This is a genomic window from Rhizobium sp. CRRU65 (genome assembly GCF_048551595.1).
Taxonomy (GTDB): Bacteria; Pseudomonadota; Alphaproteobacteria; order Rhizobiales; family Rhizobiaceae; genus Rhizobium; species Rhizobium leguminosarum_J.
In genome coordinates this window covers 26,790-45,509 of sequence record NZ_JBLYZH010000012.1, presented here as the reverse complement: position 1 = coordinate 45,509, position 18,720 = coordinate 26,790, and the positions used below count along the sequence as shown (strand labels likewise).

Annotated in this window: 16 protein-coding genes; 3 read left to right on the top strand and 13 right to left on the bottom strand. The window is 62.0% G+C overall.

Annotation, left to right across the window (positions count from 1 at the left end; all coding sequences use genetic code 11):
* Positions 1–9 precede the first annotated feature (9 nt).
* The 5 genes from ACM5SV_RS22875 to mscL form a co-directional block, all read right to left on the bottom strand.
* A complete protein-coding gene (locus ACM5SV_RS22875) occupies positions 10–1,062 on the bottom strand; it encodes an enoyl-CoA hydratase/isomerase family protein (RefSeq protein WP_012755981.1) in 1,053 nt (350 codons plus the stop codon).
* An 83-nt stretch (positions 1,063–1,145) separates the two neighbouring features.
* Positions 1,146–3,107: a putative bifunctional diguanylate cyclase/phosphodiesterase gene (locus tag ACM5SV_RS22870; protein WP_012755980.1), complete on the bottom strand. Its 1,962-nt coding sequence runs from the start codon at positions 3,105–3,107 to the stop codon at positions 1,146–1,148.
* Positions 3,108–3,214: 107 nt separating this feature from the next.
* Complete coding sequence (galE, locus tag ACM5SV_RS22865; RefSeq protein ID WP_012755979.1) at positions 3,215–4,249, bottom strand: UDP-glucose 4-epimerase GalE; 1,035 nt, start codon at positions 4,247–4,249, stop codon at positions 3,215–3,217.
* Positions 4,250–4,469: 220 nt separating this feature from the next.
* Positions 4,470–5,636, bottom strand: coding sequence for a pyridoxal phosphate-dependent aminotransferase (locus ACM5SV_RS22860; protein WP_012755978.1), 1,167 nt, complete (start codon positions 5,634–5,636; stop codon positions 4,470–4,472).
* A gap of 122 nt (positions 5,637–5,758) precedes the next feature.
* Positions 5,759–6,196 carry a large conductance mechanosensitive channel protein MscL gene (mscL, locus tag ACM5SV_RS22855; RefSeq protein WP_012755977.1) on the bottom strand — a complete coding sequence of 146 codons (438 nt, stop codon included), beginning with the start codon at positions 6,194–6,196 and terminating at the stop codon, positions 5,759–5,761.
* Positions 6,197–6,418: 222 nt separating this feature from the next.
* On the opposite strand from mscL, the gene ACM5SV_RS22850 reads away from it, so the two are divergent.
* Positions 6,419–9,943, top strand: coding sequence for a PAS domain-containing hybrid sensor histidine kinase/response regulator (locus ACM5SV_RS22850; protein WP_012755976.1), 3,525 nt, complete (start codon positions 6,419–6,421; stop codon positions 9,941–9,943).
* A 111-nt stretch (positions 9,944–10,054) separates the two neighbouring features.
* On the opposite strand, the gene ACM5SV_RS22845 is transcribed toward ACM5SV_RS22850, so the two are convergent.
* A complete protein-coding gene (locus ACM5SV_RS22845; protein WP_012755975.1) occupies positions 10,055–10,612 on the bottom strand; it encodes a TetR/AcrR family transcriptional regulator in 558 nt (185 codons plus the stop codon).
* A gap of 137 nt (positions 10,613–10,749) precedes the next feature.
* On the opposite strand from ACM5SV_RS22845, the gene ACM5SV_RS22840 reads away from it, so the two are divergent.
* Positions 10,750–11,952: an MFS transporter gene (locus ACM5SV_RS22840; RefSeq protein ID WP_012755974.1), complete on the top strand. Its 1,203-nt coding sequence runs from the start codon at positions 10,750–10,752 to the stop codon at positions 11,950–11,952.
* A gap of 9 nt (positions 11,953–11,961) precedes the next feature.
* Here the strand turns inward: ACM5SV_RS22840 and ACM5SV_RS22835 are convergent, their stop codons facing one another.
* Positions 11,962–12,405, bottom strand: coding sequence for a YybH family protein (locus ACM5SV_RS22835; RefSeq protein ID WP_012755973.1), 444 nt, complete (start codon positions 12,403–12,405; stop codon positions 11,962–11,964).
* 93 nt (positions 12,406–12,498) lie between these two features.
* Complete coding sequence (locus tag ACM5SV_RS22830) at positions 12,499–12,903, bottom strand: GFA family protein (protein WP_012755972.1); 405 nt, start codon at positions 12,901–12,903, stop codon at positions 12,499–12,501.
* A 58-nt stretch (positions 12,904–12,961) separates the two neighbouring features.
* On the opposite strand from ACM5SV_RS22830, the gene ACM5SV_RS22825 reads away from it, so the two are divergent.
* Entirely contained in the window at positions 12,962–13,453 is a 492-nt protein-coding gene (locus ACM5SV_RS22825; protein WP_041935458.1) for a MarR family winged helix-turn-helix transcriptional regulator, read from the top strand.
* 190 nt (positions 13,454–13,643) lie between these two features.
* Here the strand turns inward: ACM5SV_RS22825 and ACM5SV_RS22820 are convergent, their stop codons facing one another.
* The 5 genes from ACM5SV_RS22820 to ACM5SV_RS22800 form a co-directional block, all read right to left on the bottom strand.
* Positions 13,644–13,853: a cold-shock protein gene (locus ACM5SV_RS22820; protein WP_003545273.1), complete on the bottom strand. Its 210-nt coding sequence runs from the start codon at positions 13,851–13,853 to the stop codon at positions 13,644–13,646.
* Positions 13,854–14,134: 281 nt separating this feature from the next.
* On the bottom strand, positions 14,135–14,698 hold the full coding sequence (locus ACM5SV_RS22815) for a YdeI/OmpD-associated family protein (RefSeq protein ID WP_012755970.1): 564 nt from the start codon (positions 14,696–14,698) through the stop codon (positions 14,135–14,137).
* Positions 14,699–14,814: 116 nt separating this feature from the next.
* Positions 14,815–17,028 carry a 3-hydroxyacyl-CoA dehydrogenase NAD-binding domain-containing protein gene (locus ACM5SV_RS22810; protein WP_012755969.1) on the bottom strand — a complete coding sequence of 738 codons (2,214 nt, stop codon included), beginning with the start codon at positions 17,026–17,028 and terminating at the stop codon, positions 14,815–14,817.
* Positions 17,029–17,044: 16 nt separating this feature from the next.
* The gene (locus ACM5SV_RS22805) at positions 17,045–17,428 is read right to left on the bottom strand and encodes a cupin domain-containing protein (RefSeq protein ID WP_012755968.1); all 384 of its coding nucleotides are present in this window, start codon (positions 17,426–17,428) and stop codon (positions 17,045–17,047) included.
* Between the two features lie 2 nt (positions 17,429–17,430).
* On the bottom strand, positions 17,431–18,639 hold the full coding sequence (locus tag ACM5SV_RS22800; RefSeq protein WP_012755967.1) for an acetyl-CoA C-acetyltransferase: 1,209 nt from the start codon (positions 18,637–18,639) through the stop codon (positions 17,431–17,433).
* Positions 18,640–18,720 lie beyond the last annotated feature (81 nt).

Here is an 18,720-nt window from a genome sequence, read left to right as displayed (position 1 = left end):
GGATAGCGTTCAGAGCGAAAGCGGCGGTTCGGCCGGTTTCAGGAAATGCTCGACCCTTGCCACTTCCACAGCCTCGACTGATGCGGGCGACCATTTCGGATTGCGGTCCTTGTCGATGACGGCGGCGCGAATACCCTCGAAGAAATCGGGATTATCAAGCATCCGCAGGCAGGCGCCGAGTTCGCGGCCGAGGCATTCGGCAAGCGAGGCGCTGCTGCGGCCGGCTCTGAGCAGCCGCAAAGCGAGCTTCAGACTGGTCGGTGAACGCGTCAGCAGCACCCGGCGCGTCTCGGCGGCGAATTCGCCTTCCTCCTCGGCAAGCGTTGCCAGGATCTCCTCCACGTTGTCGAAACAAAATGCGCGATCGATCATCGCCGCGTTCTGCCTGAGCCGGCTTTCTCCCTGAGGCTCCGGAAGCGCCTGCAGCACGGCATCGACATCGCCGGATGAGCTGGCGCGCGGCAGGGCGGAGAGAGCATCGATCGCTTCGCCGAGCCGCGACGAGGCGATCTGAAGGTCGGCAAGGCGGGCGTGGATCGCATCGGCAGCCCCGATATCAAGCCCTGTCAGACCGAGCCATGTTCCGGCCTCGCCGGGGCCACGCGGCAGCAGCCAGGTGGCGCCGACATCCGGGACATAGCCGATGCCGGTTTCGGGCATGGCAAGGCGGGTGCGCTCGGTGACGATGCGGTGGCGACCATGCGAGGACAGGCCGACGCCGCCGCCCATGGTGATGCCGTCCATCAGCGCGACATAGGGCTTGGGATAGGAGGCAATCATATGGTTGAGGCGGAACTCCTCGCGCCAGAAGCTTGCCGCCAGGCCATCGCCGGCGCGGGCGCTCTCATGCAGGGCGCGGATATCGCCGCCGGCGCAGAAGCCGCGTTCGCCCTCTCCCGTCGCCACGACGCTCGCCACCTCGGGATCACCGGCAAAGTCGTGAAGGGCCGCGGTGATCGTGCGGATCATCGGCAACGTCAGGCTGTTCAGTGCTCGCGGCCGGTTGAGCCGGATGACGCCTGCGGTACCCCGCCGTTCAATGATGACTTCGCCGTCCTGCATGGTTCACCTCATCTGTTGCGACCATGAATAGACGACCCCGCGGCATCGCTCCAGTCGATTTGCGGCGGATCGAGATCGATCGGTCAGGCAGACAGCGAATTGCGGGCGGAGGCTGCGGCCTCGCACCTGGCGGCGTAGTCGATGGCAAGTTCGAGCGGCAGCGGCCGCGAGAAATGATAGCCCTGCGCCAGACGAACGCCCATCGCCTTCAATCCCTCGGCAATCTCTTCGCTTTCGACGCCTTCGGCGACGGAGGCGATGCCGAGGTTCTGGCAGAGATTGGCGACCGAGCGGGTGATGTTCATGCAGCGGGCGTCTCGATCGAAATTCATCACGAACGACTTGTCGATCTTCAGCTTGTCGAAGCCGAGACGATGAATATGGCTGAGGCTCGAATAGCCGGTGCCGAAATCGTCGAGCGCAATCGAGATGCCGGCAGCGCGCAGCATGGATATCACCTGATCGGCGGTGTCGAAATCGGAGAGCAATGCGGTCTCGGTAATCTCGAATTCGATGCGCTTCGGATCGATGCCGGAACGGGTGATCATGGCGAGCAGCGCCATCGAGGTCTCGTGGTCGCAGATATCGCGCGCCGAGAGATTGAAGGACAGCCTGAGATGCCGTGGAATGATCGCCAGCGCTTCGAGCGCCTTGGCGAAGAGGATGCGGGTTATGCGACCGATGACCGCCGTGCGCTCGGCAGCGGGAATGAAGGCGTCTGGGCTGATACGGCCGAAGCGGGCGCTGTCCCAGCGGGCGAGCGCCTCGTAGGCGACGACGCGGCCGCTCCTCAATTCGACGATCGGCTGATAGTCGAGTTTCAATTCCTTGGCGAAATCGTTTGCCTGCAGTTCGAGTTCGATCAGGTGGCGCTGCGTCAGGATCTTCTCGTGCTCGGCCGAGAAGAATTCGACGCCGCTGCTGCGCTTGCTCTTGACCTGGTAGAGGGCAAAATCGGCTTTCTCGTAAAGATCCTCGGCGGTGTATGTGCCAATATCAGGATAGACGATGCCGCAGGAGCCGAAGACGCGGACCGAGCCGTCGGGGATTTCGAAAGGATCGCGGACGGCAGCACAGAGCGCCTGGCCGAGATCGGCGATCGCCTGGCGCGTCATCAAGGAGGGAAAGATGATACCGAACTCATCGCCGCCGAGACGGGAGACGATGCCCTCTTCGCCGACCAGCGCGACGAAGCGGCGGGCCGTCTCCTTCAGCACGAGATCGCCGGCGGCATGGCCGAAGACGTCGTTGACCGGCTTGAAGCCGTCGAGATCGAGAATGCCGAGGACGGGCGGCGTCGACGAATCCTTCTGCAGCCGTTTTTCCAACGAGAGAAAGAAGCTGCGGCGATTGGCAAGGCCGGTCAGCTGGTCATGCAGCGCATTGCGGCTGTTGACGAGGTTCAGCTCTTCGGCTTCCGCCTGCTTCTGCTTCAGCTCTTCGGTCAGTTGCACGAGACCGACGAAATTCTGGAAATAGCTGTTGATCACCCTGAGGAAGGGCAGGATCAGGAAGAGGCCGCTAATGGCCGTCGCGACGAAAACGGGATTGCCCGAGAACAAGAAGGTCGCGACCATGGCCGAGAAGGTGATGACCGTGGTCAGCGCTGCCGCCATCGGCAGGTGCATCAGGCAAAAGATGCAGGATATCCCGGTCACGACGAGGAAATAGGCGATCTGACCCTGCTGGGAAGCATCGCCATATTGGTAGAGCGCGATCGCCCAGCTGCCGAAAGCGACGGCCAGGATGCCGGCCCCTGATATCGTGAGCTTCATCAGCCTGTAGGCCCGCTCGGCGGTGACGTTTTCCTTGCCGCGGATCTCCCACCAGCAGAGACGGAAGACACAGACGACGCTCAAGGCCACGGGAATGTAGAGCGAGAGCCAAAGGGGGGCGGATTTGAGGTGGGTGATCGCCACCGCAAGGGCGTTGATGACCAGAAGGACATAGAGAATGGGAATCTGCGACGACAGGGCCCGGAACTGCGCCAGCAGAAGCGTCGGATTGTCTTTTTGCAGCTGCAATGAGGCCAGAAAGTTCTTCATCTTCTCTTTTCCGTTGGCCCGAGCCAGCCAGAGAAAGCTTGTTTTTTCCTTATTCACGTGACGGCATGCGCCCCCGCAGGCGCGGGGATGGTAAACGGGTTCCCCGATCAGAAGGAAGCGGCGGCCAATGCCCGGTGGATGCTGTGCAGGTCGTCGACGTTCTTGTTCGACAGGAACAGTTCCCAATCGAGCGAACTCTGGACGATGGTTTCCAGCGAATCGTATCTGGGTTTCCAGTCGAGCACCTGCCTTGCGAGCGAAGCGTCTGCGACGACGCTCGCCGAATCGCCGGCGCGGCGCGGCGCCATGTGGATCTTGAAGGAATGTCCGTGCAGGCGGGTGACCATGTTCAGCACATCGAGCACGGAATAGCCGCTGCCGTAACCGCAATTGGCAACGAGCGAGCCCTTGCTTCTGCGCAGATGCTGCAGCGCCTTCAGATGTGCATCCGTGAGATCGCTGACATGGATGTAGTCGCGCACGCCGGTGCCGTCATGGGTGGGATAGTCGACGCCGTAGACATTGACGCTGTCGCGCCTGCCGAGTGCTGCCTCGCAGGCGACCTTGATCAGGTGTGTGGCGCCTGAGGTCGACTGGCCGGCACGGTGGTGCGGGTCGGCGCCGGCGACGTTGAAGTAACGAAGCGCGACATAGTTGAAATCATAGGCGGCGGCGGCATCGCGCAGCATGAATTCGGTCATCAGCTTCGACTGGCCGTAAGGATTTTCCGGATTGAGCGGAGCCGTCTCCTTCACAGGCAGGTCGGTCTTTTGCTGGCCGTAGACAGCCGCCGTCGAAGAGAAGACGAAGTTGCGGATACCGGCCTTGACCGAAGCACTCAACAGCGCCCGGGTCTTGCCGGAATTGTTGTCGTAATAGGAGAGCGGGTCGGCGACCGAGACCGGGACGACGGCGGAGCCGGCGAAATGGATGATCGCCTCGATGTCGTTTTCGATGAAGACCTTTTTCAATATGTCGGGATCGGCAACGTCGCCGAGATAGAAACGCGCCGCCGGCGCCACGGCCCAGCGAAAGCCTGTGGAGAGGCGGTCGAGCACGACCACATCCTCGCCCGCATCGAGCAGCGCCCAAACCATGTGACTGCCGATATATCCGGCGCCGCCCGTCACCAAAACCGCCATGTCCCGCATCCCTGCTTTCGTTTTTTATAAGCAGGGGCATCAGGCGCCGGTTTTTCTTTCCAATTTTCTTATCGAACGGCGTTTGGAAGGCCTTTGAACGGGTATGTTTGGAGTCGTGGTTAGAGGCCGATTTCGGGCTTTGCTAGAGTTTTATCGATCCGGCGATTTCGGCACAAATCGACGCCTCGGTCGCCACGACGCGTCTTGCGGCCAGTGCTTCTCAGAGCTTGAGGATATAGTCGCAGAGGCGCTCGGCGGCGATCGCCACCTGTGTGGGATCGCGCAGGAAACAGGCGCGCAGGAAGAGTTCGCCGCCCGATCCGAAAGCGGTGCCGGGAGCAAGGCCGACGCCTGTCTTGTCGACGATGTCGAGCGCTGCCGTGCGGCTGTCGGCGACGCCGTCGATCTTCAGGAAAGCATAGATCGCGCCATCCGGTTTCAGTGTCTCGACGCGGTTGGTGGCGACAAGCGCATCGCAGAGAGTATCGCGGGAGCGGGCCGCCTTGGCGATATTGGCAGCGACGAAATCGTCGCCTTGATCAAGGGCTGCGACAGCGCCCTTCTGCATGAACTGCGCCACCCCCGATGTCGAATACTGGATGAGGTTTTCGAGCACCTGGCCCATTTCAGGCGGGGCGACGATCCAGCCGACGCGCCAGCCGGTCATCGACCAGTTCTTCGAAAAGGAATTGACGAAGATGATCTTGTCGTCCGGTTCCATCACATCGAGGAAAGAGGGGGCGCGGCCGCCGGCAAAATAGTAGCGGGCGTAGATTTCGTCCGCCATGATCCAGAGGTCGTGCTTGCGGGCAAGCGCCAGGAGATCGCCAAGGTCCTGTTTCGTTGCCGTCCAGCCTGTCGGGTTCGACGGCGTGTTGATGAAGATGCCCTTGGTCTTCGGGGTGATCGCGGTTTCGATGCGGTCAAGATCGACCGCCCATTTGCCGCCTTCGAACTGCAGCTCGACACTGAGCGAGCGCGCACCTGCTATCTCGAGAGCGGCGGCAATGTTCGGCCAGGAAGGTGACAAGTAAACCAGTTCGTCGCCCGGCGAGGTCAGCGCCTGCACGGCGATCTGGATCGCCTGCATGCCGGAACCGGTGACGTAGAAATGCTCGACCGGAAGCCGGATTCCGAAATGTCTGTCGTAATAATCCGAAAGCGCCTGGCGAAGCTCCGGAATGCCGCGCTGCCATGTGTAGAAGGTCTCGCCGCTAGCAAGCGCGTCCATCGCCGCCCTGCTGATGAAATCAGGCGTCGGCAGGTCGCCCTCACCCACCCAGAGCGGCAGCAGGCCTTCGCGGCCACGGGCATAGTTGACGAGTTCGACGATCCCGCTTTCGGGCGCCGCCAGTGCGCGCGGGCTGAGGCTGCTAACGATCGACATGCAAATCTCCGGTTTCCGCCTTCATAGCGGATTTGCGCCGGCAAATCCCATGACATCCAGTGATGGCATATCGATTTTGGTGATGAATGAGCCCGACCGAAGCGGACGGGCTCCAGCCCGGATCAAGCCGTCGGGCGCGTGGCGAGAAGATCGCGAATTTCCGTCAGCAGCTGAACGTCTGCCGGCGGCGCTGGCAGCTCTTCCGGTGCCACCTTTTCCTGGCGCTCGACTTGGGCACGCAGGGTGTTCACGCCCTTGACCATCAGAAAGATGATCCAGGCGAGAATGAGGAAGTTGATGAGCACGGTGAGGAAACTGCCATAGGCAAACACCGCTCCCTGCTCGCGGGCGGCGGCGAGCGACTGTGCGTTGACGGCCGACGACAGTGGGAGGAAGTAATTCGAAAAATCGAAACCGCCGAAAATGGCGCCGACGATCGGCATAATAAGGTCATCCACCAAAGATTTGACGATGCCACCGAAGGCGCCGCCGATGATGACGCCGACTGCAAGATCCATGACATTGCCGCGGGCGATAAAGGCCTTGAACTCATTGAGCATCGGATCCGTCTCCCTTTGATCCATTTCAAAGATATGCGATTGTTTTTATTAGCTACATCTTCATTGCAATTAATCAATCGGCAATCGCAATTATTCGGCGATACCTCCCGGCGGTCTTTGACTTAAGGCCTAGACGGCCAGGAATTTTCAAAGCGTCTGAAATGACTTAAGCTGACCCATGTTGCGGGAGGTCCCGGCGGGTTTTCCGCCGGCGGAGGGTCAATGCTTCCAGGCTGGGTCATATTCGCGTCTGCCTTCGGTTATCTGCTCCTGCTTTTCGCCGTGGCAAGCTATGGCGACCGCAAGAACCGCAGCCCGGGTACGCTCGACCGCGGCCGGGGCACGCTGGAAGGCGGATGGCCGGTGGTCTATGCGCTGAGCCTTGCGATCTATTGTACCTCCTGGACCTATTTCGGCAGCGTCGGGCTTGCGGCGCAGCGCGGCCTGGAATTTGCCGGCATCTATATCGGCCCTATCCTGGTCTTCACGCTCGGCATGCCGCTGCTTCGCCGCATCATCGAGCTTGCCAAGGCGGAGAAGCTCACCTCGGTTGCCGATTTCGTCGCCGCCCGTTACGGCAAGAACCCGACGGTCGCAACGATCGTCGCCCTGATCTCGCTGATCGGCGCCATTCCCTATATCGCGCTGCAGCTCAAGGCGATCTCGAGCACCGTCAGCGCCATGGTCAATCCGTCCGATTACGGCATCGGCAGCGGCAATCTCTATTTTCTCGACCTGCCGCTCGTCGCAACGCTGGTGCTTGCCTGTTTCGCCATCATGTTCGGCACACGGCATACGGATGCGACAGAGCATCAGGATGGCCTCATCCTCGCCGTCTCGATGGAATCCGTCGTCAAGCTCGTCGCTTTCCTGACGGCCGGCGTCTGCGTCATCTGGTTTCTGTTCGACGGTCCGACCGATCTCTGGCGCAGGACCGTCGACAATGAGCTGGTCATGTCGGCGCTCAACTACCATACGCCGATCAGCCGCTGGATCACCCTGATCATCTTGTCGGCCTTTGCGATCATCCTGCTGCCGCGGCAATTCCACGTGACGGTTGTCGAAAACCGAACCCCGAAACAGCTGAAACTCGCAGGCATCCTGTTTCCCAGCTATCTCATCGCCATCAATCTCTTCGTGCTGCCGGTGGCGATCGGCGGGCTGCTGACCTTCGGCGGCAGCGGCAATGCCGATTTCTACATGCTGTCGCTGCCGCTTGCCGGCCAGATGCCCGTCATTTCGCTGATCATCTTCATCGGCGGGTTCTCCGCCGCGACGGCGATGGTCATCGTCGATTCCGTCGCACTGTCGATCATGGTGTCAAACGACATCATCATGCCGATCTTCCTCAGGCGCAAACTCGCCGGCCGCGCCAGCCTGCGCGACAATTTCGCCAAGACGTTGCTCAACATCCGCCGCAGCGCCATTTTCGCCGTGCTGCTGTTCGGCTATGCCTATTACCGTTCGACCGACAGCACGGCAGGCCTTGCCTCGATCGGCCTTCTTTCCTTTGCCGCGATCGCGCAAATCGCCCCAGCACTGTTCGGCGGGCTGATCTGGCGGCGGGCGAACGCGCGCGGCGCAATCCTCGGGCTTTCCTCCGGCTTCATCATCTGGATCTACCTGCTGTTCCTGCCCTCGCTCGGCGGCCCCGACTATTCCTATGTGGCGAGCGCCGTGCTCGGCTTCATCTTTCCCGGGACGACGTTGTTCACCGCGCCCGACGCCGATCCGCTGGTCAATGCGACGGCAATGAGCCTGCTCGTCAACACCGCTTTCTTCGTCGTCGGGTCGCTCACCCGCAACGCCAAGCCGCTGGAGCGCATCCAGGCCGGTATCTTCGTCAAACGGCATTCGCGCTCGCAATTTGCCACGCGCGGCTGGAAGACCCGCATTAGCGTCGGCGATCTCAAGGCGGCGATCTCGCGCTATCTCGGCGAAGAGCGCATGCAGCGCTCGTTGACGACCTACGAACAAAGCTCCGGCCGCAAGCTGGAAGACGAGCAGCCGGCCGACATGGCGCTCATCCATTTTAGCGAACAGCTGCTCGGCAGCGCCATCGGCTCGTCCTCGGCCAGGCTGGTGCTGTCATTGATCCTGCAGAAGATCGAGGATGCCTCTTCCGATACCGCCTGGCTGCTCGACCAGGCGAGCGAGGCGCTGCAATATAACCAGGACATGCTGCAGACGGCGCTTTCGCAGATGGACCAGGGCATTGCGGTCTTCGACAGTTCCAATCGGCTGACGATCTGGAACCGGCGTTTCCGGCAATTGCTGGATCTTCCGGAAAGTGCCGGCCAGGTCGGTTTTCCCTTGTCTGATATCGTCACCACGCTTATCCAGCGCGGCGATATCGCGCCCGGCGATCTCAGCCAGACGGTGCGGCATTTCCTGACGCTCGACAAGCCCTTTTCGCTGGTGCTCGGCGGCGGCGAGCGGATCATCGAGGTGCGCTCCAACGCCATGCCCGACAAGGGCATCGTTGCCACCTTCACCGACATCACCCAGCGCGTCAGCGCCGACCAGGCACTGAAACAGGCGAATGAAACGCTGGAGCAGCGCGTCGCCGAACGCACGGCCGAGCTTACCCGGGTCAACCGCGAACTCGGCGAGGCGCGCGCCGCCGCCGATGAGGCGAATATCGGCAAGACACGCTTTTTCGCCGCCGCCGGCCACGATATCCTGCAGCCGCTCAATGCCGCCAGGCTCTATTCCTCGGCATTGGTCGAGCGCATGGCGCAATCCGAGAACAGCCTGATCGTGCGCAACATCGATTCCGCGCTGGAATCGGTCGAGACCATTCTCGGGGCGGTGCTCGATATATCCAGGCTCGATACCGGCGCCATGCGGCCGCGGCTCGCCTCCGTCGCGCTCTCCGACCTGCTGGAGCGTATCCAGACCGATTTCGCGCCGATCGCCCGTGAAAAACAGCTGAAGCTGGTGATCATGCCGACCTCATTGCGGGTCCGCTCCGACCCCAACCTGCTGCGCCGGCTGGTGCAGAACCTTGTCTCCAACGCCATCAAATACACGATTTCAGGCAAGGTGCTGGTGGGCGCGCGACGGCGCGGCAACCAGGTGATCATCCAGGTCATCGATTCCGGCATCGGCATTCCGCCGTCGAAATTCCGCACCGTGTTCAAGGAATTCGCGCGGCTGGACGAAGGCGCGAAAACCGCCTCCGGCCTCGGGCTCGGCCTGTCGATCGTTGACCGTATCGCCCGCGTGCTCAACCATCCGGTCGAGCTGCAGTCGACGCATGGCAAGGGCACGGAATTCCGTATCGCCATGCCGCTCGACGTCTCGCGCCCGGCCGCGGCCACGGCGGCAATCACGCCTGCCGACCGTCCCGGCCAGCCGCTGAGCGGGTTGAAGATCCTCTGCATCGACAACGAGCCGAAGATCCTCGAAGGCATGCGGCTCTTGATCAGCGGCTGGGGCTGCGAGGTGGAGGCGCTGGATTGCCTCGCCGACGTCATCGCCCTCGACGGCCAGGAGGGACCACCTGATATCGTCATCGCCGATTATCATCTCGGCGACGGCACCGGCATTGCCGCCATCCTGCATCTGCGCCGGCAGTTCGGCGCCGATATCCCCGCTTTGCTGATCACGGCCGACCGCACGCCGGAGGTGCGCAGCGAGGCCGAGCGAGATGGTATCGCCGTCCAGCACAAGCCGGTGCGGCCGGCGGCGCTACGCGCCTATATCACCCAGATTTCCGGCCTCAAGCGCGCCGCCGCGGAGTAACAGAAAACTCAGAGCATTTCCGTTTTTCTCCGAATCACGGAGATGCTCTATCTCTTTGTTTTCACGCAATTCCGGACGCAAAACCGCTACACACTTTTGCTGGAATTGCTCTTAGTCCGTCGCGCTCATGACACGCGCAACCAGATCGCGCACACGCGCTGTCGCCGGCACATCGCCGAACAGGATGCGGTACATGATCGGCGCCACGACCTGGTCCATGACGCGGTCGACATCCGGAAAGGCCTCGCCGCGAGCCTTGGCCCTCTCGGCGATGACGTCGACCTGTTGGCGGGTAAATTCAGCGCATTTACAGGCATTCGCGCCCGCCTGCGCCGCCAGCACGTCGCGGATCATTTCGCGGCCGGGGCCGGAGGACATTTCCTCGGCATATTGCTCGGCCCAGGTTTCGAGATCGGCCTTGCCGCTGCCGGCATCGATCGGCTGCATATCCGGCCGCAGCCGATCGACGGCGACATCGGCGAGAAGCTCCTGCAGGTCGCCCCAGCGGCGATAGATGGTCGACGGCGTTACCCCCGCCTTGCCGGCAATCAGCGGGATCGTCACCTCGGCGCGGCTCATCTCGGCCATCAGCTCACGGACCGCTTTGTGCACCGATGCCTGAACCCGGGCGCTTCTGCCGCCCGGACGGAGGTTCTCTTTTACTGTCATGCGTGCAACCCGACCTTCGCCCTTTGACACCGTTGGTTCAAAATCTTTGATAGAACTATTAACGCAAATAAATTGCTTTTACGAAGTCCCCGCTCTACTTAGGCTAACGCAACAGTTTAGCTTTAAGGGGCTTATATATGTTCGCCGCAGCCAAATCCACCGAGAATTCGCCGCGTCCCTCGATCGGCTTTCATGCGCTGACGCTCGCCACCTTCTTCGGCGCCTCCGCGGCGCCGACGCCGCTCTACCGGATCTATCAGGAAAGTTTTTCCGTCTCGCCGGTGCTGATCACGGTGATCTTCGCGGTCTACGCCTTCGCGCTGCTGGCGGCGCTGCTGATCGCCGGTTCGATCTCGGATCATCTCGGCCGCAAGCCGGTGATCTTTTTCGCCCTCGTGCTCGAAATCGCCGCGATGGGCCTCTTCGTCGTCGCGAGCGGTCCCGCCTGGCTGATCGCGGCGCGGATCGTGCAGGGGCTGGCAACGGGGATCGCCGGCGCCTCGATCGGAGCGGCGCTCGTCGATGTCGACCGGGCAAAGGGACAGATCGTCAATTCGATCGCGCCGCTTTGCGGCATGGCAGTGGGGGCAGTGGGCACCAGCGCCCTGATCCAATACGGGCCCTTCCCGATGCATCTGGTCTATGCGCTGCTGCTCGTCGCCTTCACGCTGCAGGCGGCTGCCATCTGGCTGACAGGCGAGACCGGCGGCACGCGGCCGGGGGCTCTCGGCTCGCTGATACCGCGGGTCACCATTCCCCAGCAGGTGAAGCGGCCGCTCTCACTGGTGACGCCGATCAACATTGCCAATTGGACGCTTGCCGGCTTCTATCTCTCGCTGGTCCCGTCCTTGGTCGCCAGCACGACCGGCAGCCGGGCGCCGCTGACGGGCGGGGCCGTCGTCACCGCGCTGATGGTGAGCGGAGCAATCGCCGTCTATCTCAGGCGCAGCAAGACGGCATCGGCCAATCTGGTTTTTGGCGTGTCGGCCAAGACGCTCGGCATCCTGACCGTCGTTGCCGGCGTGCATCTTGCCAATGTGCCGCTGCTGCTCGTCGGCACGATTTTCACCGGCGTCGGTTTCGGCACCAATTTCCTCGGTTCGATCGGCACCATCATGCCGCTTGCTAAACCGGACGAGCGGGCCGGGCTGCTATCGGCCTTCTACGTCCAGAGCTACCTCGCCTTCAGCCTGCCGGCGATCCTGGCCGGGTTCCTCGCGAAATCGGCCGGCTACGCATTGACGACGGATATCTATGCGACGGCGATCCTGCTTTTGATGGGCGTCGGAATGGTGAGCATTCGCGCCGACCGGCGCAGGGTGGCGGAGAGCGCGGCCTGAGAAAGCAGTTCACGGCTTGAGATCGAGCAGTGCCCGGCCGCTGCCGTCCATGGCGAAGGGCACCGAGGCGTGCTGGTGGGCAACCAGCCAGCGGCCATCCTGCTTGACGAGACCGAGGGTCTGGCGGAACCAGAGATCGACGGCGGTGCCGTCGGTCTTGGTCCCGCTCATGCGCGTGAGGCCGCTCCAGAAAGCGACATCCTCGCCAACGGTCAGTCTGGCATCGCGCACCTCGCCGCCGATCGGGCCTTCCCAGGTATCGAACCAGGCCTGCAGACCCGCTTCGTCCTGGCCGTGGTAGACGAGCGGCGGCGCCAGCGAAAATTCGACGGAATCCTCGGCCTCATAGGAAAGCGCGTCGCTGGCGTTCTTCTCACCCAGCGCCTTGGCGCGCATCATCAGCATGGCGATGATCGCCTCTTCCTCGATCCTGGCATTCGCTTCGTCTTTCACGGTCGTTCTCCTTCTCCGTTATGGACAGAGGACGAAGGGGAGGACGACGATCCGACATCAGCGATAGAACCACTGCGCACTTTTGGAATTGCGTCAGAGATAACTCGTCACCGCCGGTTCGTTCCACCAGGCATCGTGCCTGCCATCGGCATAACGGACAGGCAGTGCTGCCAGTTCCTCAGGGGTGATATCGTCAAGGCAGGCGATGTTGATCGAGACATAGGCGCCGCCGATTTGTTCGACATAACCGTCGCCATAGGCCGGCACACCGCAGGTGCGGCAGAAGCGGTGATGACCGCTCATGGTGTTGAACTGATAGTCGGACGTTTCCGCCTGGTCGCACATCAGCCGGAAATCCTCCGGCTTGACGTTGGCGCCCCAATAGCGCCGCTTGGCGCAGATCGAACAATTGCAGCGGCCGGTGCCCTCCTCGAGGTCCATGTCCACCTGGTAGTGCACTTTGCCGCAATGGCAGCTTCCTCTGTAGGTTTTCTTCATGGCGCTCTCCTGCTTCGGCGTTGCCTTCAGTCTCCAAATATGACAATGTGTTGTCATTATGAATCAGATACAAAATCGACAACATGTTGTCAAACAAAATCGACCGGAGCGGACGATGGAGGGGGATGCCTTTTCCGCTTTTGCGATCACCGCCCTTCGCCTCGCCGGCCATCTGACGGCGGCGGGCGACCAGTTGGCAAAGCCGGCAGGACAAACCAGCGCGCGCTGGCAAGTGCTGGCGGCGGCACGACGCGGCGGCATGTCGGTGGCGCAGATCGCCCGTGCGCTCGGCGTCGCCCGCCAGGGCGTGCAGCGGCTTGCCGATGTGCTGGAGAATGAAGGGCTGATCGCCTATGCCGACAACCCGCAGCACCAGCGCGCCAAGCTGGTACGATTGACGGAAGAAGGGGCGGCGCGGCTCGGCGTCATCGAGATCGCGCAAGCCGGATGGGCCGACGGGCTGGGCGCTGCTTTCACGTCAGCGGAACTCGATGCGGCACGGGTGGTGATGGCGCGGGTTATGGAGATGCTGGAAGGTGGCGAGGCGTAAGGCGGCTAAGGGGAGATGCCCGGCAGGGCAGAGGGGGGTGTCGCGGACGCAATTCTTGGGAAAGGGCACAACATCAACCGGCCGGAAACGAAAAAAGGCCGGGTGAACCCGACCTTCCCTGCTATCTCAACGAACCGCGCCAGTACATCCGTGGTCACGATCCGGAGATGATATTTAGAGCCTTGAAGGCTCAGGCCGCCTGGAGGCGGTCTGCCGACATCTTGCCGGACTTGTTGTCGCGGACGAGCTCGTAAGACAGCTTCTGGCCATCCTTGAGATCGCGCATGCCAGCGCGTTCAACGGCAGAGATGTGGACGAAAACGTCGGCTGCGCCGTCATCCGGCTGAATGAAGCCGAAGCCCTTGGTTGCGTTGAACCACTTTACGGTACCTGTGCTCATGACGATATCCTTTTCGAATCGTTCATAGAAGAATGCAGCCCGGATAAATGCCGAACGGCGATGAAAACCGATTTTGGAGGAAGTTCGCCAGGAACGACACGAGGCCGTTTCAAAGTTCATCTAGCAAGATCGATGCGCGGATATGTAATCGGAAATTGTGTCCGTGACAAGGCCGCAGCCAGGGAAATCGGTGACGTTTCAGACACCGCGGACAGGTCTTTGCCTGCCGCGCGGCGCGGAAAACCGAGGGCGAGATTTTTTTGCAGAAGCTGAAATACCGCCTATTCGGCCTGCGCCAACCTGGTGATCGCCTTGCCGAGGCGGGCAACCCGGACTTCCGGGGTGGTAGCCTTCAGGAGCGGCAGGACGATTGCATATTGGCCGGTCTTGTCGAGCCGCGCAAAGGCAGCATCGGCGGCAGCGTTCTCAGCGAGCGCCGCCGCCAGATCGTCCGGCAGGCCGGCATCGCGCTGCGGAGCGTAGGCGACAGCCCAGCGTCCGTCGGCTTTGGCGGCAGCGACTTCGGCAAGGCCCGCGGGCCGCATGCGCCCGGTTTCTGCGAGTGCTGCGACCCGATCGACATTGAGCTTCGACCACGAACTTTTGGCGCGGCGGGGCGAATAACGCTGCAGGTAGGAATGCGCGTCAAACCCCTTGCGCTGGCTGTCAATCCAGCCGTAACAGAGCGCCACATCCAGCGCCTCGTCGATGGTGATGAGAGTTCGTTTCGGATTTTTCTTACCGATCTTCAGCCAGGCGCCGGTCGATGCCGCGTGATGCAGGCAGAGCCAGGATTCCCACTCCATCGGATCGGCGAAGGCGAGGATGTCGGTTGACGGTTGCATGGGCGGTCCGATCCGGGTGACAGCGAGGCGCGGGTTGCTTACGGTTCAGATTGCCATCGCCACCTGCCCCATTCAACGTTTGAAACCCGACAAGAGCTGCACGACTCAAAGACGGCCTAAGCCGCCTTCCCCACCTTCGCATAGGGGTCGAACCGACCGTAAAACGTCTCGCCCTTGGCGGCCATGTCCTTCAGCAGCGGCGTCGGCTTGAAGTGTTTTCCGTAAGTACCTGCTAACTTTTCCGCCAATTCCACGAAAGCCTTCGCACCCATCCCGTCGATATAGCTCAGCGCCCCGCCGGTATAGGGCGCGAAGCCAAAGCCCAGGATCGAGCCGACATCCGCCTCGCGCGGATCGGTGACGATGCCTTCCTCGACTGTGCGGGCAGCTTCCAGCGCGATGGTGACGAGGAAACGCTGTTTGAGGACGTTGACATCAACCTCATCTGCCTGCTTCTGCGGATAGAAGGACTTGAGGTCGGGCCAGAGGGACTTCTTCGCCGGTTTCGGCGGGTAGTCGTAGAAGCCCTTGGAATTCTTGCGGCCGAAACGACCCTCCTTTTCCACCATACTGGAGATGAGATCCATATGCCTGGGGTCGATGGCTTTTTCGCCGAGATCGGCGACCGTCGCCTTGAGGATCTTCAGCGAGAGGTCGATGGCGACCTCGTCGTTCAGCGCCAAGGGACCGACCGGCATGCCGGCCATCTTGGCGGCGTTCTCGATCATGACAGGCGGCACGCCCTCGATCAGCATATCGTAGCTTTCCGACATGTAACGCAGCACGCAGCGATTGACGAAGAAGCCGCGGGTGTCGTTGACGACGATCGGCGTCTTCCTGATGGCTGCAACATAATCGAGAGCGACGGCCAGCGCTTTGTCGCCGGTGTCGCTTCCGAGGATGACCTCGGTCAGCATCATCTTCTCGACAGGGGAGAAGAAGTGGATGCCGATGAAATCGGCCGGGCGTTTCGAATTCTTGGCGAGACCTGAGATCGGCAGGGTCGAGGTATTGGAGGCGAAGATCGCGCCTTCCGGCAGCACGGCTTCGACCGCCTCGATGACCGCTTTCTTCACCTCGCGATCCTCGAACACCGCCTCGATGACGAGATCGGCATTGGCGAGGTCGGCATAATCTGCCGAGGGGGTGATGCGGGAGAGCAATGCGGCTGCCTCATCTTGCGTAAGACGCCCCTTACCGATAGAATCCTTGACCAGGCCTTCGGAGACGGTCTTGCCCTTGGTCGCCGCTTCGATGTCGCGGTCGATCAACGTCACCGGAATGCCGGCGGCGGCGGTGACATAAGCGATCGAGGCGCCCATGAAGCCGGCGCCGACGACGCCGACATGTTTCAGCTCGGTCTTCGCATGACCCGCCGGGCGGCGGGCGCCTTTTCCGAGCTCCTGCATGGAGATGAACAGCGAACGGATCATCGAGAAGGCTTCGCGGGTCTGCAGCACCTCGGTGAAATAACGCTGCTCGATCTTCAGGCCGGTGTCGAAAGGCACCTGCAGACCTTCATAGACGCATTTCAAAATGGCGAGTGCCGCCGGATAATTGCCCGATGTTTCCCGGCGCAGGATTGCCGGAGCTGCCGGCCAGAGCTGGGCGGAAGCCGGCGTCCAGATGCCGCCGCCGGGCGCCTTGAAGCCCTTCTCGTCCCAGGGGGCGACCGGCTTCAGGCCATCCTTGATCATCTGCTTGGCGGCGGGGATGAGCTGATCCGGCTCGACCACCTGGTGCACGAGGTTCATCGCCTTGGCGCGGGAGCCGGTCAGCGACTGGCCGGTCGTCATCATCTGCAGCGCATCCTGGGCGTTCGCCAGCCGCGGCACACGCTGCGTGCCGCCGGCGCCGGGGAAGATACCGACCTTCACTTCGGGCAGCGCGATCTTGACGCTCTTGGCATTGGAGGCGACGCGGCCGTGGCAGGCGAGCGACAGTTCGAAAGCGCCGCCCATGCAGGTGCCGTTGATGGCGGACACCCAGGGCTTGCCCGATATTTCGAGCTTGCGGAACAGGCCACTCATGCGGCCGACCAGACCGAAGAGGTTCTGCACCGCCGTCTCGGGGCTCTTTGCCTTCTCCTCCTGATAAGAACTGAACATCGACTTGATCATCGACAGATCGGCGCCGCCGGAGAAGGAGGACTTGCCCGAAGTGAAGACGACACCCTTGACGGCGGCATCGGCGGTCGTAGCGTCGATGATGGCGTCGAGTTCGGCCATCACCTCGGCGGTGAAGACGTTCATCGATTTGCCAGGCATGTCCCAGGTGACGAGAGCGATGCCATCGGCGTCGGTTTCGAGCGTGAAATTGGTGTAGGTCATTGGGTTTCCTCCCCGATCAGGCCGGCAAATGGCTGCGCTGCGCGTCTAAGGTCTTCGTCTTTTCGGTGACGACATCGCCGGTGTGCTTGGTCAGCGACGGCTCGAAAAGCACGATCCAGCATTCCTCCTCAGCAACAGGATTATGCTCGACACCCCTTGGCACGACATGAAAATCGCCACTCTTGAGATGCACATGCGGGCGGTCGCGATATTCGATGGTCAGCGCTCCCTTCCAGATGAGGAAAAGCTCGTCTTCGTCGCGGTGGGAATGCCAGGCGAGCTGGCCCCTAACCTTGGCGAGCTTGACGCTCTGGCCGTTGAGATCGGCGATGACGCGGGGCGACCAGTGCTCGCTGACCTCGGCATATTCGGTTTCGATCGTGCCGGTGTTGAAGCCCATCGTCAGACCCTCTCGATAACCGTTGCCGTGCCCATGCCGGCGCCGATGCAGAGCGTCACCAACGCGGTGTTGAGGTCGCGGCGTTCAAGCTCGTCCAGCACCGTGCCGAGGATCATCGCGCCGGTGGCGCCGAGCGGATGGCCCATGGCGATGGCGCCGCCATTGACGTTGATCCTGTCATGGTCGATGTCGAATGCCTGCATGTAGCGCAGCACCACGGCAGCGAAGGCCTCGTTCAGTTCGAAGAGGTCGATGTCGGAAAGGCTCATGCCTGATCGTTTCAACAGCTTCTCTGTGACGTCGACGGGCCCGGTCAGCATCAGGGCCGGATCGGAGCCGATGTTGGCGAAAGCCTTGATGCGGGCGCGCGGCTTCTTGCCCATGCTCTGACCGCCGGCTTTGGAGCCGAGCAGGACGACACTGGCGCCATCGACGATGCCGGAGGAATTGCCGGCATGGTGGACATAGTTGATGCGCTCGATCTCCGGATGGGCCTGGATGCCGACGGCCTCGAAGCCGCCCATCTCGCCGGGCATCTGGAAGGACGGATTGAGGGAGGCGAGCGCCTGCATATCGGTGCCGGGACGCATATGCTCATCCTTTGCCAGGATCGTCAGGCCGTTCTGGTCCTTGACCGGGATGACCGACTTGTCGAACCAGCCCTTTTCCCAGGCATGGGCGGCACGCTTCTGGCTCTCGACCGCATAAGCGTCGACATCGGTTCTGCTGAAGCCGTATTTGGTGGCGATCAGATCGGCCGAGACACCTTGCGGCATGAAATAGGCCGGAAAATTCACAGAAGGGTCCATGAACCAGGCGCCGCCGGACATGCCGAGGCCGACGCGGGACATGCTTTCGACGCCGCCGGCAATGACAATATCGTCGGCGCCTTGGGCGATCTTGCCGGCGCCGAAATTGACGGCATCGAGGCCGGAGGCGCAGAAGCGGGAGATCTGCATGCCGGGTGCCTTGGTGGAGTAACCGGCTTCGAAGGCGGCGGCCTTGGGGATGACGGCGCCGGCATCCATGACCGGATCGACGCAGCCCATGATGATGTCGTCGACCGTGGCCGTGTCGAGCCCGTTGCGGTCGCGGATCGCTTCCAGCGTCTTTGCCGCGAGGCGAACGGAGGGCACCTCATGCAGGGCGCCGTCCTTCTTGCCGCGGCCGCGCGGCGTACGCACGTGGTCGTAAATGAAAACCTCGGTCATTGTCTCATCTCCCTGACGGCGCGGCGGCGCCGGTGAATTTCGTTCTTCCCTCTTCTCCCCAGCGGGCCACCTCTGCCTGGG

Coding starts and splice junctions, on each gene's coding strand:
- ACM5SV_RS22875 (WP_012755981.1), bottom strand. CDS start 1,062: ATGCAGGACGGCGAAGTCATCATTGAACGGCGGGGTACCGCAGGCGTC.
- ACM5SV_RS22870 (WP_012755980.1), bottom strand. CDS start 3,107: ATGAAGAACTTTCTGGCCTCATTGCAGCTGCAAAAAGACAATCCGACG.
- galE (WP_012755979.1), bottom strand. CDS start 4,249: ATGGCGGTTTTGGTGACGGGCGGCGCCGGATATATCGGCAGTCACATG.
- ACM5SV_RS22860 (WP_012755978.1), bottom strand. CDS start 5,636: ATGTCGATCGTTAGCAGCCTCAGCCCGCGCGCACTGGCGGCGCCCGAA.
- mscL (WP_012755977.1), bottom strand. CDS start 6,196: ATGCTCAATGAGTTCAAGGCCTTTATCGCCCGCGGCAATGTCATGGAT.
- ACM5SV_RS22850 (WP_012755976.1), top strand. CDS start 6,419: ATGCTTCCAGGCTGGGTCATATTCGCGTCTGCCTTCGGTTATCTGCTC.
- ACM5SV_RS22845 (WP_012755975.1), bottom strand. CDS start 10,612: ATGACAGTAAAAGAGAACCTCCGTCCGGGCGGCAGAAGCGCCCGGGTT.
- ACM5SV_RS22840 (WP_012755974.1), top strand. CDS start 10,750: ATGTTCGCCGCAGCCAAATCCACCGAGAATTCGCCGCGTCCCTCGATC.
- ACM5SV_RS22830 (WP_012755972.1), bottom strand. CDS start 12,903: ATGAAGAAAACCTACAGAGGAAGCTGCCATTGCGGCAAAGTGCACTAC.
- ACM5SV_RS22825 (WP_041935458.1), top strand. CDS start 12,962: ATGAATCAGATACAAAATCGACAACATGTTGTCAAACAAAATCGACCG.
- ACM5SV_RS22820 (WP_003545273.1), bottom strand. CDS start 13,853: ATGAGCACAGGTACCGTAAAGTGGTTCAACGCAACCAAGGGCTTCGGC.
- ACM5SV_RS22815 (WP_012755970.1), bottom strand. CDS start 14,698: ATGCAACCGTCAACCGACATCCTCGCCTTCGCCGATCCGATGGAGTGG.
- ACM5SV_RS22810 (WP_012755969.1), bottom strand. CDS start 17,028: ATGACCTACACCAATTTCACGCTCGAAACCGACGCCGATGGCATCGCT.
- ACM5SV_RS22805 (WP_012755968.1), bottom strand. CDS start 17,428: ATGGGCTTCAACACCGGCACGATCGAAACCGAATATGCCGAGGTCAGC.
- ACM5SV_RS22800 (WP_012755967.1), bottom strand. CDS start 18,639: ATGACCGAGGTTTTCATTTACGACCACGTGCGTACGCCGCGCGGCCGC.